At 64.6% G+C, this 23,560-nt stretch carries 20 protein-coding genes; 16 read left to right on the top strand and 4 right to left on the bottom strand.

Translation table 11 applies throughout. From position 1 onward, the window contains the following. Window positions 1-75 precede the first annotated feature (75 nt). The 3 genes from FYJ68_RS10520 to FYJ68_RS09380 all read left to right on the top strand — a co-directional run bounded on the left by FYJ68_RS10520 (window position 76) and on the right by FYJ68_RS09380 (window position 3,827). On the top strand, window positions 76-1,131 hold the full coding sequence (locus FYJ68_RS10520) for a GGDEF domain-containing protein (RefSeq protein WP_195837794.1): 1,056 nt from the start codon (window positions 76-78) through the stop codon (window positions 1,129-1,131). A gap of 122 nt (window positions 1,132-1,253) precedes the next feature. After that, window positions 1,254-1,592 carry a nucleotide pyrophosphohydrolase gene (locus FYJ68_RS09375; RefSeq protein ID WP_154436034.1) on the top strand — a complete coding sequence of 113 codons (339 nt, stop codon included), beginning with the start codon at window positions 1,254-1,256 and terminating at the stop codon, window positions 1,590-1,592. Window positions 1,593-1,766: 174 nt separating this feature from the next. Beyond that, on the top strand, window positions 1,767-3,827 hold the full coding sequence (locus FYJ68_RS09380) for a DUF2075 domain-containing protein (protein WP_154436035.1): 2,061 nt from the start codon (window positions 1,767-1,769) through the stop codon (window positions 3,825-3,827). A gap of 349 nt (window positions 3,828-4,176) precedes the next feature. On the opposite strand, the gene brnQ is transcribed toward FYJ68_RS09380, so the two are convergent. Further along, a complete protein-coding gene (gene brnQ, locus FYJ68_RS09385) occupies window positions 4,177-5,529 on the bottom strand; it encodes a branched-chain amino acid transport system II carrier protein (protein ID WP_154436059.1) in 1,353 nt (450 codons plus the stop codon). Window positions 5,530-5,938: 409 nt separating this feature from the next. Between brnQ and FYJ68_RS09390 the strand changes: the two genes are divergently transcribed. The 6 genes from FYJ68_RS09390 (at window position 5,939) to glgB (ending at window position 12,087) form a co-directional block, all read left to right on the top strand. Next, the gene (locus FYJ68_RS09390; RefSeq protein ID WP_154436036.1) at window positions 5,939-6,280 is read left to right on the top strand and encodes a thiamine-binding protein; all 342 of its coding nucleotides are present in this window, start codon (window positions 5,939-5,941) and stop codon (window positions 6,278-6,280) included. Window positions 6,281-6,283: 3 nt separating this feature from the next. After that, a complete protein-coding gene (locus FYJ68_RS09395) occupies window positions 6,284-7,090 on the top strand; it encodes an ABC transporter permease (protein WP_154436037.1) in 807 nt (268 codons plus the stop codon). Between the two features lies 1 nt (window position 7,091). Then, window positions 7,092-8,129, top strand: a complete 1,038-nt coding sequence (locus tag FYJ68_RS09400; protein WP_154436038.1) for an ABC transporter substrate-binding protein — start codon at window positions 7,092-7,094, stop codon at window positions 8,127-8,129. Between the two features lies 1 nt (window position 8,130). Further along, window positions 8,131-8,994, top strand: coding sequence for an ABC transporter ATP-binding protein (locus FYJ68_RS09405; RefSeq protein ID WP_407670323.1), 864 nt, complete (start codon window positions 8,131-8,133; stop codon window positions 8,992-8,994). A gap of 122 nt (window positions 8,995-9,116) precedes the next feature. After that, window positions 9,117-10,025, top strand: coding sequence for a proline iminopeptidase-family hydrolase (locus FYJ68_RS09410; RefSeq protein ID WP_154436039.1), 909 nt, complete (start codon window positions 9,117-9,119; stop codon window positions 10,023-10,025). Between the two features lie 190 nt (window positions 10,026-10,215). Continuing rightward, window positions 10,216-12,087 (top strand): 1,4-alpha-glucan branching protein GlgB, encoded by a 1,872-nt coding sequence (glgB, locus tag FYJ68_RS09415; protein ID WP_326832311.1) that lies wholly within the window; start codon window positions 10,216-10,218, stop codon window positions 12,085-12,087. An 8-nt stretch (window positions 12,088-12,095) separates the two neighbouring features. On the opposite strand, the gene FYJ68_RS09420 is transcribed toward glgB, so the two are convergent. Then, window positions 12,096-12,818 (bottom strand): HAD family hydrolase, encoded by a 723-nt coding sequence (locus FYJ68_RS09420; protein ID WP_154436040.1) that lies wholly within the window; start codon window positions 12,816-12,818, stop codon window positions 12,096-12,098. A gap of 928 nt (window positions 12,819-13,746) precedes the next feature. Next, window positions 13,747-14,730: a D-isomer specific 2-hydroxyacid dehydrogenase family protein gene (locus tag FYJ68_RS09425; protein ID WP_154436041.1), complete on the bottom strand. Its 984-nt coding sequence runs from the start codon at window positions 14,728-14,730 to the stop codon at window positions 13,747-13,749. Window positions 14,731-14,974: 244 nt separating this feature from the next. Between FYJ68_RS09425 and FYJ68_RS09430 the strand changes: the two genes are divergently transcribed. Continuing rightward, window positions 14,975-15,403, top strand: coding sequence for a Dps family protein (locus FYJ68_RS09430; protein WP_154436042.1), 429 nt, complete (start codon window positions 14,975-14,977; stop codon window positions 15,401-15,403). 122 nt (window positions 15,404-15,525) lie between these two features. Here FYJ68_RS09430 and FYJ68_RS09435 read toward each other — a convergent pair whose 3' ends face one another. Next, on the bottom strand, window positions 15,526-15,867 hold the full coding sequence (locus tag FYJ68_RS09435; RefSeq protein WP_229772169.1) for a hypothetical protein: 342 nt from the start codon (window positions 15,865-15,867) through the stop codon (window positions 15,526-15,528). Window positions 15,868-16,295: 428 nt separating this feature from the next. Between FYJ68_RS09435 and FYJ68_RS09440 the strand changes: the two genes are divergently transcribed. The 6 genes from FYJ68_RS09440 (at window position 16,296) to FYJ68_RS09465 (ending at window position 23,479) form a co-directional block, all read left to right on the top strand. After that, complete coding sequence (locus FYJ68_RS09440; RefSeq protein ID WP_154436044.1) at window positions 16,296-17,252, top strand: LysR family transcriptional regulator; 957 nt, start codon at window positions 16,296-16,298, stop codon at window positions 17,250-17,252. Window positions 17,253-17,325: 73 nt separating this feature from the next. Further along, the gene (locus FYJ68_RS09445) at window positions 17,326-17,925 is read left to right on the top strand and encodes an ECF transporter S component (RefSeq protein WP_154436045.1); all 600 of its coding nucleotides are present in this window, start codon (window positions 17,326-17,328) and stop codon (window positions 17,923-17,925) included. Next, complete coding sequence (locus FYJ68_RS09450) at window positions 17,918-18,409, top strand: DUF1893 domain-containing protein (protein ID WP_154436046.1); 492 nt, start codon at window positions 17,918-17,920, stop codon at window positions 18,407-18,409. Before FYJ68_RS09445 ends, FYJ68_RS09450 begins: the two co-directional genes overlap by 8 nt. A 178-nt stretch (window positions 18,410-18,587) precedes the next feature. After that, on the top strand, window positions 18,588-19,940 hold the full coding sequence (locus tag FYJ68_RS09455) for a dihydrolipoyl dehydrogenase family protein (RefSeq protein ID WP_154436047.1): 1,353 nt from the start codon (window positions 18,588-18,590) through the stop codon (window positions 19,938-19,940). 168 nt (window positions 19,941-20,108) lie between these two features. Beyond that, on the top strand, window positions 20,109-20,960 hold the full coding sequence (locus tag FYJ68_RS09460; protein ID WP_154436048.1) for an HAD family hydrolase: 852 nt from the start codon (window positions 20,109-20,111) through the stop codon (window positions 20,958-20,960). A gap of 416 nt (window positions 20,961-21,376) precedes the next feature. After that, window positions 21,377-23,479, top strand: a complete 2,103-nt coding sequence (locus tag FYJ68_RS09465) for a BglG family transcription antiterminator (RefSeq protein ID WP_195837795.1) — start codon at window positions 21,377-21,379, stop codon at window positions 23,477-23,479. Window positions 23,480-23,560 lie beyond the last annotated feature (81 nt).

Genomic DNA, 23,560 nt, shown 5'->3' on the forward strand with positions numbered 1-23,560 from the left:
TGAACGATACCGCATGCAAAGAATGCGTGCGGGGGGGGGTTCTTCGGGCCGATGGTGATCTTGCGAAATGGAGGAGTGCGCGTCGGCATCAAGTCGCATATTACCGACGAGCAGTGGGAGCGCATCCGGCCAAGCATTGCCAGAGAGAACCGCCGCAGCATCATCATCGTTACCGCCGCCTTCTCCATCATGATGGTGCTCATGCTGCTTATGTCGTTCTTCAGTTCGATGATGAGTCGCGCAAGAATCCTGTATCTCATTTCGCTTATGCTCTCCCTCCTCCTGTGCTTTGTCGCAGTTCGTGTGAAGCCGAGTGACGAAAGGAAGATTGGGTTCCTCACCTATGTGACGATTAGCTGCCTGCTCGTCTACTCGACGGTATTGGGGACGCGCCTCAATGCGGACCTGGTCGCGACCGCCTTTCCCGCCTTCGTCCTCGCCTCGCCGCTGCTCTTCACGGATAGGCGCCGGAGGATCATTCTCTGCATCCTCATCAACACCGCCTTCTTCGTTTGCATGTCGTTGATATTCGATAACCCGGCGTTCGTGGTGGACGACATCGTCAACTCCTGTCTCTTCTCCGCCGTCAGCATTGGCATCAACTCATACATGCTCAACGTGAAGCTCCAGCAGGAATACGCTCAGCTCAAGCTTGCCGAGCTCAGCGAGAAGGACCTGCTCACAGGGGTCAGAAACCGTAACTCTTACGAGCAGGCGCTCTCAGAATACCCTCTGCGTTGCAAGCGGAGTCTGGGTTGCGTGTATGCGGACCTCAACGGCCTCCACGAGCTCAACGAGAGATCTGGGCACGAGGCCGGGGACAGGATGCTCAAGTGCCTGAGTGCCGCGCTCAGGGAGGCGTTTGGCAAGGAGGACACGTATCGCATCGGAGGCGATGAGTTCGTCGTGTTCGCCTGCGACCTCGACGAGGGCCAGATCAGGAGCAAGGTTGAGGAGGCGAGGCGCCTCGCGGAGGGGAGTTCCTGCCACGCCTCGTTTGGCGTTGCCGTCTCGGAAGCACCCAACATCGATGTCGCAGAGCTCACCAGGCGTGCGGAGCGACAGATGTACGGAGAAAAGCGCCGCTACTACAATCAGCCGGGCGTTGAGCGCCGGGGCATGAGGGACTGAGCCGCGGGGACGTGTGCCCGCCCTGCCGGCGGGATGGGCGGCGGGAGTCGTCGGCGGTCATCTCGCCCCGCCGGCGCATAATGGTGAGTCGTCAATGGCATGGGCAGAGGAGGTCGTGGCGCATGCGGGACTACGAGGAGACCATCGCCAGGGTGCGGGCGTTTCGCGATCAAAGGGACTGGGCGCAGTTCCACAACCCCAAGGACCTCGCCATCTCGATCAGCCTCGAGGCGGCGGAGCTACTGGAGGCGTTCCAGTGGTCGGGGTCGGATGTCTCGGTGGAGGGGCGGACGGATCGGGTGGCGGAGGAGCTCGCGGACGTCCTCATCTACTGCCTCTACATGGCGGATGCGTGCGACCTTGACCCTCTTCAGATCGTGAACCGCAAGCTCGAGGCCAACGCCAAGAAGTATCCTGTAAGCCTGAGCCGCGGAAGCTCGAGAAAGTACACCGAACTCTAGCGCCGGGGGTGCCGTCAGCTTGGGCGGTCGTCCGGCAGAGAGAGATGCACCATACCGACCCCCCAGCTCGGCTAGCTATCGGCACGGGCCACGACAACGCAGCCGGCCGGGGTGCGCCTTCACTCGGCGGATGCGTTCGCGGCAACGTCTCGGCACGTCTCACCAGGGAGGGCAATGGCGCCAAGGCAGCCCATAGTCATCGACGTCCCCTTTCGCGAGGACGACCGCGAGGTCGAGCAGAGCATCGACGACGTCGACCGCGAGGTCGATGGCCGTGCGGTCTCGCGGGAGGACCGGGCGCTCCTGAAGACCTTCCCGACGGTCTACATCATCCACGGCAAGCGTCACGAGCGCATGCGCAGCGGGTTCGAGCGCGACAGGTTCTTGGTGTACGTGGGTGAGACAAACTCCATCGTGCGCCGGACCAAGGAGCACTACTCGGACGACGTCACGTACCGCTCGGAACGCGGCAGAAAGGCGTGGCACCAGCTGAACCAGTCGGACGCCCGCATGCTGGTCATTGGCCAGGACCATTTCAACAAGTCGCTCACGCTCGACCTCGAGAACACCTTCCTGAGCTACCTCCTCGCGTCCGACGTGGAGGACGTGACCCTGGTCAACGGGCGCGGCAACCCCCAGGACGATTACTTCACCAAGCGCGAGCTCCCCGCCATCACATCTGCGGCGTGGCGCAAGCTCAACCGGTACGAGCCGCGGCTCTTTCCGGCGGAGTCGGTCATCCGGGATTCCGCCATCTTCAAGGCATCGCCGTTCCACGCCCTCGGGAGGGACCAGCTCAACGCGGAGGACGCGATTCTCGCCCGCCTGCGCCAGGCGCTGCCAAGCGGGGGAGAGGTGCCGTCAAACCCGGACGCGCCCGTATCCACCGGCGAGCTCATTGTGGTCGAGGGCATGGCGGGGACCGGCAAGACCGTGCTTTTGAGCCACCTGTTCCTTCGCATCATGAACGAGCTTGGGTCAGGCGAGAGGACCGTGGACGCGTGCCTGCTGGTCAACCACAAGGAGCAGCTCACCGTATACAACGCCATCATGCGCCGGCTCGCACTCCAGGGGTCGGACGGCAAGGTGGTCCTGGCGCCGACGCAGTTCATCAACCAGCACAGCGAACTGGGGCATGGCAGGGGGCTTGACAGGCAGGACCATCCCATGCACCCCGTGGACATCGCGCTCGTGGACGAGGCACACCTCCTCCTCAACGAGGGCAACCAGGGGTATCGCGGCTCAAGGAACATGCTCGTGGACATCATGCGTCGCGCACGGGTCGTCGTGGCGGTATACGACCTGGGGCAGGTGCTGAGGAAGTCGCAGGAGCTTGCCCCAGAGATGAGGGACGCCCTGTTTCCGCAGGATCGCTTCCCGGGCCGCTGCACCGAGTGCCCGCGGAGGCAGGCCGAGCTCGACCGCCTCCCGTTTCACGTCTCCAACCTGCTGCTCCGCCAGCAGTATCGCATCGACGCCTGCGACGAGGTCATCGCGTGGATCGACGACTTCGCCAGTGGGAGGGGCGTGGGCCCGATTCCCCACGACATCCCGCGGGACGGGCACGAGCCCTACCAAATCAGGGTCTTCGACTCCCCGTTCGAGCTGAGGTCAGCGATCGAGGAACGGGCGCTGACCTTCGACGATAAGTCGGGCGAGATGGTCGACGACACGTCCCACGGGCTCTCCCGCATGCTTGCCACGTACGACTGGCCGTACTCCAGCAAGTCGCACCCCGCATTTGGAGGGGTGTGGGAGGTCCGTATCGTTCGGGAGGAGAGCCACTGGGTCTCACTTGGGCAGGATGGCCACCGGCAGGACAGTCAATCCGACACCGGCGAGGCGGGTTCCTCGGAGTGCTTCCACATGCCGTGGAACTACCAGACTGTCCAGACGCCCGCGGAGGCGAGGCGGGACAAGGGCAAGGCATGGGCGGAGCAGAGCCACACCCTGGGCGAGTGCGGATCCATCTACACCATCCAGGGGTTCGACCTCAACTACGCCGGCGTCATCATCGGCCCGTCCGTTTGCTGGCGCGATGGGCACCTGGTGTTCGACCCCACCAAGAGCTGCAACAGCCAGGCCATCAACGGAAGCGAGAGGCCCGAGGATAACCTCAGGCACGAGCTCAACGTCCTGCTCAAGCGCGGGGTGCACGGCCTGTACCTCTTTGCTGTCGACGAGGGGCTGGAACGCCGCCTGCTCGACATGCAGCTGGCGGGCTCCGAGGGATAGGTGCCGTTCTGAGGCTTGCACGAACGCATCCTGCAACCGCCGGAGGACACCGGTACCAAGCCGTTGGCCCCGCCGCTTGCTAATTGTGGGCCATCCCACTTACTGATTATGGTCGCCAAGACTTACCGATTGTGGGAATGTCGAGGGCTTGATGCCACCGATTTAGCTTCCTTGGGAGGGTCCCAAGTAAGGCTGCTGAGAAAACTCGAGTGTTGGCAATCGGGAGGTGCCCAGCCGCTGAGAAAAGGCGAGTGTTTGCAGCCAGAGGTGCTTCGGGGCCCTGTTTCTCTGCCATTACTCGCATTTCCTCGGCAGTCGAGGCTTTCAGATTGCCATAACTCGCATTTCCTCAGCAGGCATGGTGCGCATGGGCGATTTCACCGACCACAGTCCCCGCGACAAACCCCAGGACGCCCGGGACAACCCAGCCCAGCCCCATGGAGGACAGGGGAAGGCGATCGAGGGGAAGTGCAAGGCCGGAGGCGAACGCTTCGCGCAGCGCAGAGAGCGTGCTCACGGCGCCGACGCATGCCATCGAGACGCGCCAGGGCAGCACGTGTCGCTGAGACCCGGGCACGAGGCCCATCGCCACGGCGCAGATTCCCATGGGATAGAGGGCCATAAGCACGGGCACCGAGTAAGCGAGGATGGCGGTGAGGCCGACGTTGGAGAGACCGCACGACACTAACGCGATGAGCATCGCCCAGGCACGGTACGAGAGTCGTGGGAAGGTCTTGGCAAAGTACTCGCCGATGGAGGAGACCAGCCCCACGCACACGTTGAAACAGGCGATGAGGAAGACGGCGGCGGTGAGCACGGCTCCTGCGGTTCCAAAATGCATGGAGGCCGCGAGCGAGATGACCTCGGCCCCGTTCTGTGCCCGTGGCATTACGGTGCCCATCCTCGAGCCCAGGTAGCTGAGGGCGCAGTACACGACCGCCATGAGCGCGCCCGCGACGACGCCCGACCGCGCGACCTGGCGGGCGACCGCATCGGGCCTGGTGACCCCGAGGCTGCGGATGCTGCTGGTGATGACCACGCCAAAGGCGAGCGAGGCGAGAAGGTCGAGCGTCTGGTAGCCCTGGAGGAAGCCCGCCACCGCCGGCGTCGCGGCGTAGCCCGTCTGCGCCTCCGCGAGCGGGTCCCCGGCGGGTGCCACCACCTGCGCCGCGACCATCAGCACGAGGAGGGCGATCAGCAGAGGCCCCGTCACCTTGCCCATGAGGCGGACGATCCGAGTTGGGTGGAGGGCCAAGGCAAGCGCCGCGGCGAAGAAGGCGAGCGAGAACAGCAGCCTAAAGGCGCCAGCATCCCCTCCCGAGGGGAGTAGCGGACTCACCATCTCGAAGGAGGTCGAGGCGGTTCGAGGGATGGCGAGTAGGGGTCCTATGGCCAGGTAGGTGAGAATCGCGAACACGCGCGAGAACCTCGTCCCGATGCGGTCGAGGAGAGACCCCGCGGTCCCCGCGCGGGCTATGGCCACGATGGCGGCGATGGGCAGGCCCACCCCGGAGACCAGGTACCCCAGCGTCGCAGCCACGACGTTGGGCCCCGCCTGTACGCCCAGCAGCGGGGCTATGATCAGGTTGCCCGCCCCAAAGAACATGGAGAAGAGGGCGACCCCCACCTCAAGCGACCCACGGGCGCCGAGGGTCTTGCCCGTCTCGCCCGCGTCCCGGGCCATTCCCTCGCGCTCTTCCATGTCTTGAGCAGATGATTCCATCGTCTCTCCCCCAACAAGTCAAAACCACGACGGAAGAGTATGACCAATTCCTCCTCTTCGAGTGCTGATGACCAATTGGATCCTTTGAGCAACGCGCGTGACTTGGACGTCGATCGCCATGCCGAATATCTGTCTCGGGAGGGGTCGTGGCCAAAGTCCCCGAACCCTCCTGCAGAAACCCATGACCCAAGGGGGAGACGCCCCTCCCCCTTGCGCTACAATGGCACGCGACAAACGGGGGCTGGCGCACGCCGGCTGAGAATGGGCCCAGCAACGCGGCCCTGACCGAACCTGATCCGGGTAATGCCGGCGTAGGGACCAGAGCACCGGATGTTCGGGGCGCCTACGTGGAGTGGGCGCCCCTTTTGGCGTCCGGAAGGGAAGCTGCATGGACTGTAGCGTGGCAATCCAGTTTCTGCCCATGGACTCCAAGTCCGACGAGGAGACCTGTCGAGTGGTGGACGCGGTGATCGCCTACATCGACTCGACGGGCCTGAACTACTTCGTGGGTCCGTTCGAGACCGCCATCGAGGGTGACTACGACGCGTGCATGGAGGTCGTGAAGAACTGCCAGCTCGTGGGTGCCAAGGCGGGCTGCGGTTCGATGATGACCTACGTCAAGATCGACTACCGTCCCGGCGGGGACGTCATGTCCACCGAGCACAAGGTCTCCAAGTACCACGAGGGCGACCCCGAGTTTGCGCCCACGGGCAAGGCGGAGGTCGCGTAGCCCATGGCACAAGGCTCCAGGGGAGAGGCCCGTCCCGCCCCGCATGGCACCGGTCGCGCCCGGCGCGTGGCGATCCCGCTCGTGACCACGCTCGCCATCCTCATGGCGTGGCAGCTGCTGGTAGTGTGCGGCATCGTGCCCAACTTCATGCTGCCCACGCCCACGCAGGTGATGGCGGCGCTGGTGGGGGACTTCCCGCTGCTGGTCTCCAACTCCGCCACCACGCTCGCCGAGTCCGCACTCGGCCTCGTGATCGGCTGCGCCGTGGGCTTTGCCTTCGCGGTGCTCATGGACCGGTTCGAGGGCTTTCGCCTGGCGTTCTCGCCGCTCATCACCATCTCGCAGACCATCCCCACCATCGCCGTGGCGCCGATCCTCATCCTGTGGCTGGGATACGGGCTGGCTCCCAAGGTGGTCCTCGTGGTGCTCACCACGTTCTTCCCCATCACGGTGTCGCTGGTCTCGGGCTTTCAGTCGGTCGACCCCGACATGGTCGACCTCATGCGCACCATGAACGCCACGCGCTGGCAGATCTTCTGGCAGGTCAAGATGCCTGCCGCCGCCGAGCAGTTCTTCAGTGGTCTGCGCATCAGCGCTACCTACGCCATCGTGGGCGCCGTGATCAGCGAGTGGCTGGGCGGCTTCAGCGGCCTGGGCGTGTACATGACCCGGGTGCGCAAGTCCTTCTCGTACGACCGCATGTTTGCGGTGATCATCATCATCTCTGCACTGTCGCTGGCGCTCATGGGGCTCGTCGACGCCCTCCAGCGCCTCTGCATGCCCTGGAAGAGGGCAGAAGGGGAGAAGTAACATGAACAGCATCTCTCGTCGCCAGTTCCTCGCAGCGAGCGGCCTCGCCCTGGGGTCCGTCGCCCTCGCTGGCTGCGGTGCCTCCGCATCCAAGGGTGGCTCGGCGTTAGACTCGGGCGCCGGCTCCACTGCCAAGACCAAGATCACGTTCTGCCTGGACTACACGCCCAACACCAACCACACGGGTATCTACGTGGCCAAGGAGAAGGGCTACTACGCGGACGAGGGCATCGACATCGACATCGTTCAGCCCGCCGAGGACACGGCGGAGGCCATGATCGGCTCCGGCCAGGCTCAGCTGGGCGTGTCGTACCAGGACTACATCGCCAACGCCCTCGCGTCCGACAACCCGCTGCCCATCCAGGCGGTGGCCGCGATCATCCAGCACAACACCTCGGGCATCATGAGCCGCAAGGAGGACGGCATCACCAGCGCCAAACACATGGAGGATCACGTGTACGACACCTGGAACATGCCCGTTGAGCAGGCCACCATCAAGGACGTGGTCGAGGCCGACGGCGGCGACTACTCCAAGGTCAAGATGGTGTCCGTCTCCACCGACGACGAGGTGACCAGCCTCAAGAACAAGCAGTTTGACTGCGTGTGGGTGTACGAGGGCTGGGCCGTCCAGAACGCCATCGTCCAGGACTTTGCCTACAACTACTTCAGCTTCATAAGCATCGACGACAAGCTCGACTTCTACACGCCGGTGCTTGCCGCCAACAACGACTTCTGCAAGAAGAGCCCCGACGTGGTGAAGGCCTTCGTCCGCGCCACCAAGAAGGGGTACGAGTACGCCGTCAAGGACCCCGACGGCGCGGCGCAGATCCTGTGTGACGCGGTCCCCGAGCTCGACTCCAAGCTCGTGCGCCAGAGCCAGAGCTACCTCAAGGACCAGTACGTCGCCGACGCCAAGAGCTGGGGCGTCATCGACAAGGACCGCTGGGCCACCTACTTCAAGTGGCTCAACGACAACAAGCTCGTCAACAACCAGCTGGACGTCAACTCCGGCTGGACCATGGACTACCTGGAGGCCTAGCGTGCTGCGACGCAAGCGCGATGCACCAGGCGCGGACGGCGGGGAAGAGGGGACGGTCCCCTCTCCCGCAACCAGTTCCGCCGGCAGCGGCGATCCCCTCGCCCCCAGCCTGGAGGCGCGCAGCCTGACGCTGGCCTGGGAGGGTGGTCCCGACGTGGTCCGCGACGTCAGCCTCCACGTGGGGAGCGGCGAGGTCGTGTGCCTGGTCGGACGCTCCGGCTGCGGCAAGACCACCATCCTGCACGCGCTGAGCGGCCTCACGCGCCCGGTGAGCGGGATGGTGCTCCTGCACGGCCGCGACGTCACCGGCACGCCTGGCCACGTGAGCTACATGCTGCAGAAGGACCTTCTCATCCCCAGCAAGCGCATCATCGACAACGTGTGCCTGCCGCTGGTGGTGGGTGGCATGTCGCGCGCCGAGGCACGCGCCAAGGCCGAGCCCCTGATGGAGCGCTTTGGCCTCGCGGGCACGGAGGAGCGCTGGCCGGGCGAGCTCTCGGGCGGCATGCGCCAGCGCGCCGCGTTCATGCGCACGTACCTTATGGGCAACGACGTGGTGCTGCTCGACGAGCCCTTCTCCGCCCTGGACGCGCTCACGCGCACCGACATGCGCGGCTGGTACTGCCGCATGTCCGCAGAGCTCTCGCTGGCGACCCTCGCCATAACGCACGACGTGGACGAGGCGGTGTCCATGGCGTCGCGGATCTACGTGCTGCGCGGCAACCCCTCCGGCGGCGTGCCCAGCACCATCGCCCGCGAGGTGGTCGTGGACCGTCCCAAGGGCGCGTCGGCCCCCGAGGAGTTTGCCCTCACGCCGGCCTTCCTCGAAGCCAAGCGCGAGGTCCTCTCCCTCCTGGGGGGCTAGCCTCCTCTCGCCCCCCCATCCCCACGCGCGGCCGTCCGTCGTCCCAGGCGGGCGGCCGCATCGCGTCTGACGCATCCTCGCCGCTGCGCTATGGTTGAGCCACCACGAGGACGGAGGCTGCCATGCTCGACCAACGCGAGGGATACGTTCCCTTTGCCGGTTACCACACCTACTACCGCATAGCGGGTCACTGCGAGGAGGGCAAGCTGCCGCTACTGGTGCTGCACGGCGGGCCGGGCGCGGCGCACTACTACCTCCAGACGCTGGACGGCATCGCCGAGCGCTACGGGCGCGCCGTGGTCTACTACGACCAGATCAGCTGCGGCAGGTCAAAGACCCCTCCTCTTCCGGACAAGTGGGGATGCCGACTCTTCCTGGACGAGCTCGACTGCGTGAGAGATGCACTCGGCCTGGGCCGCTGCCACATCCTGGGGCAGAGCTGGGGCGGCATGCTCGCGATGATGTACGCCATCGGCGAGCCGTGGCACCCGCACGGACACGATGGCCTGGCGTCGATGGTCGTGGCCAGCTCGCCCGCGAGCATGGACCTGTGGCTGCACGAGGCGGTGCGCCTGCGCCACTACCTCCCGCCCCAGATGGACCGTGCCCTCGCGCAGGCGGACGTCGACGGCGACTATGACCGTCCCGAGGTCCGCGCCGCGTCCGCGGAGTACTACCGCCGGCACGTCTCGCTCGTGCCCGAGGACGAGCGCCCGGACGGCCTGCACAGCCCCGAGCCCGACCCGGTGGGCGACGAGTGCTACCACTTCATGCAGGGGATGAGCGAGTTCGTGGTCACGGGGGCGCTCAAGGGCTGGAGCGTGGTGGACCAGCTCCCGGGCATCGACGTCCCCACGCTGGTGACGTCCGGCACGGCGGACGAGTGCACGCCGCTCATCGCCAAGCAGGTGGCGGACGGCATTCCCGGGGCGCGGTGGGAGCTCTTCCAGGACGGCACGCACTGGGTGCACGGGGAGCAGCCGGAGCGCTACAACGCGGTGGTCGAGGCCTTCTTGGAGGCCCACGAGTAGGTCGTCCGCGCCACTCTCGCCTGTACATGGCGGGAAGACGAGGCGAGCACGACGTTCACGCGCCGGCCGAGACCCTCTTTCCTGTCGCGGCCGATTGGTGGGTGCCGCGTGTCCGGGTGACATTAAAATGGGTTTGGAATCGTAGGGGACGGCCGGCGCCGGGCGCCGCCAGCGAGAGGCAGGGGGCCTCGTGAACATCCAGGACTTCTACTCGGGCCACGAGTTCTTTGCGCACACCTACCTGGGGGCGCATCTGGAGGGGGAGGGGGCGACCTTCCGCACCTTCGCCCCGGCGGCGGACGGCATCGTGGTGCTGTGGTGGCCCCTCGGCGACGACGGCGAGCCCTCCTGCGACGAGCCCCGCACGGTCGAGATGCACCGGGTGGAGGACGGCAACTTCTACGAGGCGTCCATCCCCGGCGCGAGTGAGGGCGACCTCTACCAGTTCCGCATCTACCACGGCGGCAGGTACCTGGACCACGCCGATCCCTACGGCTACGGCACGGAGCTGAGGCCCGGCCACCGCTCCGTCATACGCGACCTCGGCGGGTACCAGTGGGGCGACACGCAGTGGATGGGGGAGCGTACCTCCCGCACCAACGCGCCTCTCAACATCTACGAGCTGCACCTGGGCAGCTGGCGCAAGCGCGGAGGGGCGGAGGAGGCGTCCGACGACCCCGCGGACTGGTACTCCTACGAGGAGATTGCCGACCCCCTGGTGGAGTACCTCGCCACGATGGGCTTTGACGCCGTGGAGTTCCTGCCCCTGGCCGAGCACCCACTGGACGCGAGCTGGGGCTACCAACCCACCGGGTTCTTCTCACCCACCAGCCGCTACGGCACGGCCCGCCAGCTGATGGGGCTCGTGGACCGGCTGCACGCGACGGGTATTGCCGCGATCCTTGACTTTGTCCCCGTCCACTTTGCTGTGGACTCGTTTGGCCTGGCAAACTACGATGGAACCGCCCTGTACGAGTATCCCAACGACGCCGTGGGCGTGAGCGAGTGGGGCAGTCACAACTTCATGCACAGCAGGGGAGAGGTGCGGTCCTTCCTGCAGTCGTCCGCAAACTACTGGCTGGGCGCCTACCACTTTGACGGCCTGCGCATGGACGCCATCAGCCGCATCATCTACTGGCAGGGCGACGAGGCACGCGGGGTCAACGGCAACGCGGTCGACTTCCTGCGCGTCATGAACTCGGGCGTGCACGCGCTGGACCCGGGCTGCATGCTGATCGCCGAGGACTCCACCAACTACGACGGCGTCACGCGGCCCGTGGAGCAGGGCGGCCTGGGCTTTGACTACAAGTGGGACATGGGCTGGATGCACGACACGCTGGAGTTCTTCCAGACCGGCCCGGAGTGGCGGCCCCAGAACTACCACAAGCTGTCGTTCTCGATGATGTACTACTACAACGAGCGCTACCTGCTGCCGCTCAGCCACGACGAGGTCGTGCACGGCAAGGCGACCGTGGCGCAGAAGATGTGGGGGGATTACGGCCTCAAGTTCCCCCAGGCAAGGGCCCTGTACCTGTACATGGCGGCGCATCCCGGCAAGAAGCTCAACTTCATGGGGTCCGAGGTGGCGCAGCTGCGCGAGTGGGACGAGAGGCGCCAGCAGGACTGGTTCCTCACCACGTACCCCGTGCACGACGCGTTCCGCCGCTACTGCCGCGACCTCAACGCGCTGTACCTGGCACATCCGGCGCTCTGGGAGGGCGACTACGACCGCGACGGCTTCCGCTGGCTGCAGGTGGACGACCCTGAGCACGTGGTCTACGCCATCGAGCGCTCCACGGTCGGCGGTGCGGACGGCGAGGGCGGGCCGGAGCCCGAGCGCATCGCGTTCGTGTTCAACCTCTCCGACCAGGCGCACGAGGGCTACGAGCTCCCGGTGCCGGATGCCGCGTCGGCGGAGGTGCTTATCGACACGGCATGGGACTGCTACGGCGGGACCATCGCCAGGGGAGACGAGCGCGCGACCCTGGAGGACGGGACCCTCACTGCCGACCTGCCGCCGTTCTGTGGGATGGCGCTGCTCCTCTCGCCCCAGGAGGGGTGAGGAGGTATCTAGGCGCCTTTTGTCCCCTGGTCATGTAACAGGGATTGCATGAGCGAGAGGAGCTGCTCCGCTGACCTCACCTCGTGCTCCGCCGGCTGCTCGCCCCGCGGCATCTCGCGGTTGCGGTGGTTGAACCAGACCGCGGGTATGCCTGCCGCGTGGGCTCCTGCGACGTCCACCTTGAAGGCGTCCCCCACATAGAGGGAGCGCGACGGCTCGACGCCCATGTGGCGGCAGGCGCGCAGGAAGATGGCGGGATCGGGCTTTGCCACGCCCATGGCGTCGGACACAAACACGTCCTCCGGACGCACCCAGCGGTAGACGCCCAGGATGCGTAGCTTGTCCCGCTGGCGGTCGTCCCTGCCGTTGGACACCACGCCCAGATGCGCGTGCCTGTGGCACAGGTCCAACACCTGCGCCATGGTGGGGGAGAGGGACATGGCATCGCCGCTGTCGTGCGAGTATGCCCGCTGCAGCTCGATCGCCGTCTGCCGGTCGATGCTCACCCCAAAGTCCGCCATGGTCTGCTGCATGCGACGCACGTACTCCCCCTGGGTGGGAAGCCTGCCCGCCGAGAGGGCAGCAAACACCTGGCCGCTATGCCTGCGGCTGGCGTCAAAGAGCTCGTCGTCCCCGGCGGGGACGGGGCCCAGCACCGACCGCACGGCGTGCGCGAAGGGCTGCGCCTGGTCGTAGAGCGTGTCGTCTATGTCGAAGAGGATGGCATCCATGGAATCGACTATACGCCAGCGAAGGCGTGCGGAAAAGTTGACGCAATGAGATTGAAAGCATCGAATATGCGTTTAGGATGCAAATGGATGGGTACTATACACAGTGAACCGAAACCACAGGGGTTCCGACGGAAGCAGGAGATGCGGGGGCGATACCAATGGGCACAGACCAGATACATCTCGTCCTGCCAGTGGCTGCCAACCCAAGGCTCGCCCGTTAGAAGGCATTCGTAGCAGCCAGCAAGGCGAAGCTCAATTCGCGACAAGGGCGCAATCAACCTGGCCAACCACGGGGCAGGGGTAGTACAGGTTCGAGGCTGCGAGGGAGCGATTCCACCCAACAGACAGGCAAGGGGACCGGGAGCATGTTTCCCGGTCCCCGTTTTTGTCTGGAATGGTGCGACGGAATGCCTGCTGAGGAAATCTTGAGTCGTGGCAATTGGTGTTGGTAGCGCGTCTTAGCAGGCTCTCCGCTCCTGTGGTTGAACGAGGGCAAAGAGGGGGTACACGGGTCGGGCACCGTGGATTCCGGCGTTGTTAGCTTCCGCCGCCAAGCTTTGGTGCACGGCTCTACCAAAGTGGAGGCTTGTGGCAAGCCATCAGTTTCAGGGAAAGGCAGGGGGGCTACAAACCTGGGACACTGGGCCGGGGGACGCCCACTAAAGTCCCCCTCCCTGTCACGCGATGAGAAAGCTCGTCTCATAAGGTTGGGCTCGTTGGGTGCTTAGCGCCACTAGCAATCGTGCTGTTGTGACGACGAACTGCTTAGAAACTCTAGCCCTCGTGCGGATTGGCAGTCTGGTTGCTTAGCCGCCCTAGCCCTCTTGCTATTTTGGGGAGCAAACACGCACGAGGGCTAGTAGTACTAAGCAATTGGCGTCGGAATCCACACGAGGGCTAGAGCTGTTAAGCAGCGACCACGCAACCCCTAGCGGACCTCGTAGGGGGAGTCCTCCCCCGCATCGAAGGAGAGCAGCGCCTCGCAGGAGGTGCGAATCATGTCCTCCACGTCCTCCTCGGTGTAGAACGCCATGTGCGGCGAGACGATCACGTTGGGGAACGAGCCCAGGATCGCGCGGTCGTGGTTGGGGAGCACGTCGCGGCTCTTGTCGTGGTAGTAGAGGTTGGCCTCGTTCTCGATGGTGTCGAGTGCCGCCGCGCCCAGGTGGCCGCTCTCCAGGCTCTGGATGAGCGCCGCGGTGTCCACGAGCGAGCCTCGCGCGGCGTTGACCAGCACGGCGCCCTGGGGCATCTTGGCAAACGCGTCCGCGTCGATCATGTGGTAGTTCTCCTCCATGCCGGGGGCGTGGAGGGTGATGGCGTCGGACTGGGAAAGGAGCGTGTCCAGGTCGACGTAGGTGGCGACGCGCGCGACGTCCTGGTTGGGGTAGGGGTCGTAGGCGAGAAGCTTGCAGCCAAACCCGGAGAGGTGCCTCGCGACGGTCGCACCAATGCGGCCCGTGCCGACGATTCCCACCGTCGCGGACGAGATGTCCATGCCGATCTTCCCGCGAAGGCCAAAGCTCTGGGAGTCATTGCCGCGCATGATCAGCTTGACCTTGCGCATTGCCATCATCATGAGCATGATCGAGTAGTTTGCCACACCCTCGGGCGGGTATACCGCGTGTGCCACGCGCATGCCCAGGCCCTTCGCGGCGGCGACGTCTATGTGGTCGTAGCCGATCGTGCGGGTCGCCACGTTGCGAATGCCCACCTCGTGGAACTTGGCCAGGAGGTCCGCCCCCATGGGGCTCGTGATGATGTTGATGGCGTCGTAACCCCTTGCAAGCTCAACGTTATTGGCAGTGGGGTATTCGGGCGTCCATCCAAACGCGAAGCCCTTCTCGCTTGCCATCTTCTGGAGATACCCCAGCTCGTCGTACTCCCTGAGCGCGTAGGCGAACAGCCGCATTGCATAGCCTCCTTGGTACGTTCCAATATCCAGCCAATCGTATCCCACGTGGGTTTCCGATTGTTGTCCCGTCGACGGGCGCAACCGCAATGTGGGGGGAGAGGAGCATGCTCCCATAAGTTGCGAAGGAACTGTGAACTTACTAATAGGAAAGATTCTCGTTAGAAGAGCCACTGCCATAGGGTATAGTTCCAATAACAAGAAAGAGTCCTAACAAGGACGACACAAACAGAAGGGAACCACCATGGAATCCAAGCTCAACCAGCTCCTCGCCAACGTCACCGTCGAGTACCACAAGCTCCAGAACCAGCACTGGTACGTGAGCGGAAGCGACTTCTTCCAGGCACACGCCCAGCTTGAGGAGCTCTACGACTCCCTGCTCCCCGTGATCGACGACGTGGCAGAACTCATCCTTCAGCTGGGAGGCAGCCCCATCGCCTCGCTGCGCGAGGTGCTCGACCAGGCAACTATCGCCGAACGCGAGGACGCGCCCCTCAAGAGCGTCGATGCCTTCCGCAACGTCCGCGAGGACCTCTCAGCAATCCTCGAGCAGGTGACCGCAATCAAGGCGCAAGCAGACGAGGAGTCCAACTACCTCGTGAGCGCCAAGGCGGACGAGTACATCGCCAGCCTGTCCAAGACGCTCTGGATGCTCCGCCAGCAGGCGGCATAGGAAGCCGGACATCCAAAGGACCATCAACTGGCACAAACTGCGAGGGGCTCGCGCGCAACCGCAGCGAGCCCCTCGCAGTCTTTATCAAGAGCGCGTATGTGAGAGAAGCCAGCCCCTACCTGCTACGCAACCACGTAGGGCTCGAGTATCTCCGCCGCCCTTCTGGTTGCGTCAGGGTTGTTGATGGTGATGGGCTTGCCACTCATGTTGAAGACTCGCGGAACGTTGAACCAGACCGTGGACGTTGCCGCCTGCGCGCGCACGAGGAGCCCAAAGTCCTTGGTCTGGACCAGCTCGACGCTCTCGAGGTCGTGCAGCGAGATGAACTCGCTGTCAGAGGCGATGTGAAGCTCCTCTCCCACACCCTCAAGAGAGCCGTCCTTAGGCTTGGCGTTCTTCTTGATCTGGTTTCCAACGTAGTAGAAGACCCTCACGATGACCTCCCCGGCCAATTCATTTATCACCCTATAATCTAGCATTCCTACGCATTGTTCGCTGCCCGTCCGACTTGGTTGTGCAAACAGTCAATCGAACGGTGAGAAACCCGCGCCAAACGGCAGCCCAGACCACGCATTCGGTGTCCGACGCATGATGGTTGGGCGAAGAGGGCCGCTCGTCTCGAGTCCCTGCCAATCGCTGGCAGCGGCATGTGTTGAATCGCAGAAGTTTCGAACATCCTTCAACCAAATAGAATCACAGTTCGAATCAAGGTGGTTGTTGCGAAACATGGGGAGAGGTTCCGGGCTCCAACGGCACACGCCCGTCTCCACGGATGCGCGCATCGGCGGGGTAGAATCGTCTCGGCGGTCGGCCCGCCCTGTGACGGCGTCGACCGAGGCATCCTGCGGCGCTCGTCGCGGCTGGTGCCCAGGCGTCTGACCGAGGAGCGAGGATGAACCTTCGACAGCTCGAGTACTTTGTCGCCATTGCGGAGGAGCACCAGCTCACGGCTGCTGCCCGCCGTCTCCACATCACGCAGCCGCCCCTCTCGTACGAGCTGCAGCAGCTCGAGCGTGAGCTGGGGACCAAGCTGGTGGAGCGCGGCCCCCGCACCGCGGAGCTCACCGAGGCGGGCAAGCTGCTCTACGTCCGCGCGGGACAGATCCTCGCCCTCACCTCTGCCGCCAAGCGCGAGGTCGAGACGTTTGGGAGCGGCGAGGCGGGAGTCCTCTCGGTCGGCGTGATCTCGTCCTCGGGCGGCAAGCTGCCGGGTCCCGCGCTCTGCTCGCTCGCCGCGGACTTCCCCAGCGTTGGCCTGCAGCTGCACGAGGGCAACACGTACCAGGTGCTCGACATGCTGAGCCGTGGCATCGTGGACGTGGGGGTGGTGCGCACGCCGTTCCCCCAGGAGGGGCTCGAGTGCCGCTTTGCCGCACCGGAGCGCATGGTCGCCGTGATCCCGCCGCGTCTCGCCGCGCAGAATCCCGCTCGGCTGGAGACGGGCGACCCCGTCAAGCTGTCAGAGCTCGCCGGCATGCCGCTGGCCATCTACCGGAGGTTTGAGCAGGTGCTGCGCACGTGCTTTGAGGAGGCGGGGGTTGAGCCCACCTTCTCGTGCGTGGCGGACGACGCCCGCACCACCTGCGTATGGGCCTCCCGTGGCATGGGCGTGGCCCTGGTTCCGGAGTCCTTTGTTGACACCATCAGGCTCGTGGAGGGGACCGCCGTCCTGCCCATCGACTGCCAGGACCTTGTCACCCGTATGGCGGTGGTCTGGAAGGCGGGGCGCTACCTGCCTCCCGTGGGCCGCAGGTTCGTCGAGCTGTTCGAGAGGGACTGCGGCAACGACGCCGGGGGAGATGGGCAAGAAGACGGTGCCCCCGCCCGCCAGGAGCCAGTGCCCCGCTAGAATACCTGCCATGGGACGTGTGCGCCCGACGCAGGGGGTCGCGTCTCCGCAAACCGAAGCCTTGGAGGTAATCATGCTCGGAATCAATAACGAGGCCCGCGGCGCAGAGGCCGTGCTCGCCCCGACCTTGGTGAATACGCCGTCTGCGCGTGCAGTTGCGACGGGAGTGGCCGTGGTTGCCGCGGTCGCGCTGCCGCAGGCATTTCACGTCGCTGGCGTTGCGCTGGGGGTCGGCGGTGCCATCGGGCAGACCTTCCTGCCCATGTTCCTGCCGGTGTTCATGGTCGGCCTGCTTGCCGGTCCCGTTGCCGGCGGCGTGACGGGTGTCCTCGCCCCGCTGACGAGCCTTGCGCTCACGGACATGCCCGCCCCTGGTATTGCCCTCGCGTACGTGACCGTCGAGCTCGCTGTCTGCGGCGCGGTCTGCGGCCTGCTCGCACCCAGGAGGATGCCGACCGTCACCAAGGTCCTTGCTGCCCAGGCGTGCGGCTGGGCAGCCGTCCTCGCAACCTTCGTCGCCTCTGCCCTCGCGTCTGGCAGCCTGGGTATGGCGACCCTCTCGGCGGTGGGCGCCGTGATCGTGCGCGGCGTGCCCGGGCTCGTGCTGCAGTGGACGGTCCTGCCCCTCGTGGTCGACCTCGCTTGCCGTTCGCGCAGGGGGTTCGATGAGTAGCGCCGCGGAGCAGGGGAGCGGGGAGCCCAGGGGAGACGACCTCGAGCGCGCCCGCGAGCTTCTCCTCGGTGGAGGACGCACCCTCGCGGCGGTGTGTGGGGACCAGTCGCTGATGAGCGGCGCTCGTGGCGTGCGACCGCTCCTCTCCCTCATTGGGGAGGGAAAGGACCTCGAGGGCTTCTCCGTTGCCGACAAGGTTGTGGGCAAGGCCCCGGCGCTCCTGTATGCCACGCTGAGGCCTAAGGCGGTCTACGCGCCGGTGATGAGCAAGGACGGTGCGCGTGTCCTGCGCGCGCATGGCATCCAGGCCAGCTGCGGCGAGCTCGTTCCGCGCATCCTCAATCGCGGGCGAGACGGGCAGTGCCCCATGGACGCCAGCGTCAACGACGTGGAGGATCCCCAGTCCGCCCTCGAGGCGATTTGGGCATGCGCGCGTCGTATGGCCGTCGCAAACGCCGCGAGGGATAGCGCCGTAAGGCGGTAGGCTCGGGGCCTTGTTATTACGCACTTCTCTGCGGGCGGATCGCCCATGTGGGCGCCCGCCCGTTTTTCATATCTTCCTAGCAGGAATGCTTGACTTTGCAAAAAGATTGGAAACAATTGAATTGTGCGCAATACAAATGTCCGGCAGATCGGCACCGGGCGAGGGGAGAGGAGACCCCATGTACGATTACGACGTTCTGTTCGTTGGCGCTGGCCACGCGAGCTGGCATGCCGCGCTCATCTTGCTCAAGGCTGGCAAGAGGGTTGCCTTCGTGGAGGAGGGCGTTGTCGGCGGTACCTGTACCAACTACGGTTGCAACGCGAAGATTCTCCTCGATACCCCGTTTGAGCTCATCGACGGCCTCGAGCGGTATCGCGGCCTGGGCGTCGACGACGTACCAACCGTTGATTGGGCAAGGCTCATGGCGTACAAAAAGCAGGTCATCTCCCCGCTCAACCAGGTGATGGAGGGCATGTTCTCCAAGTCGGGCATGGAGGTGTTGCATGGGCACGGCAGGCTCGTAGACGCCCACACAGTGGACGTGGACGGCAAGCGCGTGACCTCCGACTACCTCGTTCTGGGCACTGGCGAGCGTCCCATGAGGCAGGACATCCCGGGCAAGGAGCTCGTGCACGACTCTAGGGACTTCCTCGACGTCGAGTCGTTCCCCCGCCGCATCGCCTTTGTCGGAGGCGGGATCATCTCCATGGAGTTCGCCTCCATTGCTGCCAAGATGGGCTCGCAGGTAAAGGTCATCCAGAGGGGCGACCGGGTGCTCAGAATGTATCCGGAGCGGTACGTGGACCGCGTGGTTGCCAAGATGGAGGGCGAGGGGGTCGAGTTCCTGTTCAACCAGAGCGTTGCGTCAGTCCAGCGAGATGGCGAAGCGTATCTCGTCAACCTGGCAGACGGAGACTCCTTCCAGACCGACTACGTGCTCGAGGCAACCGGTCGCACTCCCAACGTCGAGGGGCTGGGGTTGGAGGACGTGGGAGTCGAGTTCTCTGCCCGCGGTATCGCGGTGGACGACCACATGCGGACGAGCGTCCCCAACATCTATGCATCGGGCGACTGCGTTTGCAAGCGAATCCCCAAACTCACGCCCACGGCGACCTTTGAGTCCAACTACATCGCCACTCAGATTCTTGGCCTCAACCCCAACCCCATCAGCTATCCCGCGATTCCCAACCTGGTGTTCACCCTGCCGCGCATCTCGCAGGTGGGTGTCACGCTCGCACAGGCTGAGGCCGAGCCCGACGAGTATCGCATCGAGGTCGTTGAGTACGGCAAGCGCCTCTTGTTCGAGGCGAAGAACGAGGCGGACGCGGAGTTCTCCTTCGTGTTCGACGGGGATGGCTACCTTGTTGGCGCGGCATTCTATGGCCAGGACGCTGGCGTGTGGGCTGACCTTGCAACGATGATCATCAACCGTCGCACGACCGCCACCGAGCTGGGGAGCATGATCTTCACCTTCCCCACCGAGTCCCAGGGGCTCCTGAGCCTCCTCATCCCTCTGCTTCCGCAGAAGTAGTCGTCTGCAAGGCTATGATTACGCCCCCGAGCACACCTCGTGCCCGGGGGCGTTTTCGTCTGTGTCCCGCGTGAGGCGTTTGCCACTATCGGCGCATGCCATCGGTGCGGTAGGGTGTTTTGGTTGGGGCCAAGTGTCCCGTGATCCCAAGCGAAGAAAGGTCCCCTCATGATCAGGCTCGCTCTCACCGACCTCGACGATACGCTCATCCCCTTTGGTGCGGATGGGGCGAGCCCCAAGGCACTCTCCGCCATCCATCGCATGCTGGACGCGGGCTTGGAGTTTGGTCCGGTCACCGGGCGGCTCCCCTCTGCCATGGGCTGGATGCTCGGTGGCGACCCGCGCTGCTGTGCGACGGGGGCTTTTGCAAACGGCCAGGTGATTCGCATAGACGGCGAGACGGTCAAGGTCATCTCGATAGCAAGTGACCTGCTCCAGCGCGTGGCGGACGTGCTCGACGAGGCGGACGTCCCCGCCTGGCTTGCCATCTACGACGAGACGGGGGAGGAGCCGGCTCGCCTCGTCACCTCTCGCCCGCAGAGCGTGGGGGAGAACCCCCCAGACACCTGGGGCCGAAGCGTCTGCGGCACGGCGGCGCGCGTAGAGCCTGGTGGACACGTGAAGGCGAACGTGCAGTGCTCGTGCGACCGATACCAGATGGTGGAGGTGCGCGACCTGCTCCGCCGCGAGGTGCCCGAGCTCTCGTTCGTGCTCCCCAGCCTCACCGCCCGCGTCATCGACGTGAACGTCGCCGGATGGGACAAGGGCGATGGCGTGCGGCTGATTGCCCGGGAGCTGGGCATCCCCATCGACCAGGTTGCAGTCTTTGGCGACTCCGAGAACGACCTTGCCATGATCGAGTCCGTTCCCAACTCGGTCGCCGTTGCCAACGCCTCCCAGGCGGTGCGCGACGCGGCACGCTGGCACATCGGCCCGGCGGCAGACGACTCGGTTGCCGACGCGCTGCTCCAGATCGCCGATTCCGCGGCCAGGGGAGAGGACCCCGCCTTCATGCGCTGACGCCGGTCCCGTCGGCATCGCGTCCCTCACGATTGGTGACGGCAACGGCAGCTGCCCCTCTCGCCTGGCCACGCCCCTATGCTGTGTCACGCGTGCTCGGGATGCCGTCCTTTGCCCTTGGACCTCTCACAGTCATAAGATGCCAGCCGACGACGTCTTGTCTGGACGAGAATTGACCCAATCGTGCCATGGATGCGACAATCCCCGGAGCGTCGCGTCACTCTCCCCATGCCTCCCGACCTCGCGCTTGTCCCAAAGCGCTTCAACTGCTCGTGAAAGTCTTTCCACTGTTTCAGCCCGTTCCATGGGGCTAGGGTTGAGAACTACCATGAGGCCAGTCGGCACCTTTTGGTGCCTCCCTTCGCATTGGCCGCATGCTCCTTGTCCGATATCACGCCCGAGGGATGTGTGCCCAAGTGAACGAACGGACCGTCCAGATAGTGCACAGGCTTTCCAGGTCTTCCGATGACTGCTCGCTCGGAAGCCTTGCGGAGGAGTTTGGCGTCTCTGAGAGGACCATTCGCAACGACATCAAGTCCCTCAACCGGTTCCTTTCCGAGACCTCGCTGGGCGAGATTCGCCTGGGGTCGGGTGGGGTCATCATCCTTCCGGACGACTTCCAACGCACCGAGGGGCTCCTGCCCGTGCGCGACAACGTCACGTACAAGATGTCGAGTGACGAGCGCAAGTCGCTTGGGGCGGCAATCCTGGTCGGTGCCACCTCGTACGTTACCCTGGCGGACATCGCCGAGCGCTTCTCGGTGAGCCGTGCCTCAATCCTCAACGACCTCGATGGCATGAAGCAGATCGTGCGAGACGCCGGGCTTGAGGTGGAGTCCAAGCCCAGCCGAGGCCTCAGGGTCTCTGGAACAGAGGGTCTCAGGCGTACCTTCCTGGTCAACTTCCTCGACGACAAGACGCCCATCGTGGAGCAATGGCTGCACTTTCCCGAGAACTCGTCCATCCGCGACGACGCGATAGTGGTGAAGAAGATCCTCAACGAGCAGTGTCATGCCTTTGGGCTCTTCATGCAGGACTCCACGTTTCGGAAGGCGACCAACGCCCTGTGCATCAGCGTGATGAGGAGCAGACAGGGAAAGCGCCTTGAGGAGGGAGAGACGCGCGGCGACACCCACGACGGTCGCAGCGCCGGGGACTTCGAGAGAAACGTCATCGCCTACGTGTCGCAATACTGTGGCGTGGAGCTGGGCGAGGGAGAGGTGACGTTCTTCTCCAACCTCCTGAGGTCACTCCGCTTCCATGGGGACCAGCAGTTCAACCTCGACGACCTCCAGGTACAGAAGATAACGAGGATCTTCATCCGCTGCATCTCGGAGGAGATCTCTGTCGACCTCAACGGCGACTATGACCTGTTTGAGTACCTCTCCAATCACCTCGAGTCCATGTTCACCACCGAGCCCTCGCACTTTCCCGAGAACCCGGTGCTGCAGGAGGTCGTGGAGGACCAGCCCATCGTCCTCGCCGCGGTGAGGAAGAACCTGGACATCCTGGAGGAGTTTGCAGGCCGAGAGATCACGCCCATCGAGACCATGTACGTGGCCCTCCACATCTGCGCCGCCCTCGAGCGGAGGAAGAACAGGGGCGTCCGGCCCCGCGTCGTCGTGGTGTGCGACGGGGGAGTGGGAACGTCGCAGCTCCTCGCCGAGGAGTTGCGCGGGCGCTTTGACATCAGGATCGTCAAGGTGATGCCGGTTCACGACGTTCCCTACATCGACACGTACAGGACCGACCTGGTCATATCCACGGTGCCCCTCGAGAACTGCCCCGTGGAGTCGGTTGTCATCAGGCTCCCCATGAACGACCGGGAGTATCGGCGGATTCACGAGAAGCTCGGTAGCATCGTCTCGTCGTCCGACCGCGTCTTGGACGACAGTCCCGAGAACTTCACGGCGCAAGGCCTGCTGGAGAGGATCGAGCCCATCGTCCGTCGCAAGGCACCCGGGGACGAGCAGCTCCTCAAGGAGCTGAGACTCGAGGTCCGTCGCTACTTCCGCGAGGCGCAGCAGCTGGAGGACCAGATCATCGCTCCCTACCTGCACCAGCTCCTCCCGCCCAGCCACGTGAGGCTCGACGTCGAAGCCGGTGACTGGCGAGACGCCATACGCGAGTCTGCCCGCCCGCTCCTCGAGATGGGCTATGTGGAGGAGCGCTACGTGGAGGCAATGGTGGAGGACGTCGAGAAGTACGGACCCTACATGGCGCTGTCCCCTGGCGTCGCGATTCCGCACAGCTCGCCCGAGAACGGGACGATCAAGATGGGGATGAGCATGGTTCGCCTTGCCAGGCCCGTTGACTTTGGAAGCGAGGAGAACGACCCCATCGAGTTCGTGTTCACGCTGAGCGCCGTCGACCGAAAAACGCACCTTCGTGCCTTCGCCGACCTGATCGACATGGTGTCGAAGCCGGGGATCCCCTTCCTCAGCGAGCTCCGTGCGGCGAGGACCCCCGAGGAGGCGTCGCGAATCATAGAGACCTGCGAGTTCCAACTCATCAGCTAGAAAAAGTTTCATAATACATATGAATGACCGCATGCATCGGCGTGCGGCCATTTTTTATCGGTCAGTGGAAAGACTTACGTT

Origin of the sequence: Olsenella porci, from assembly GCF_009695875.1 — a bacterium.
Taxonomy (GTDB): Bacteria; Actinomycetota; Coriobacteriia; order Coriobacteriales; family Atopobiaceae; genus Olsenella_H; species Olsenella_H porci.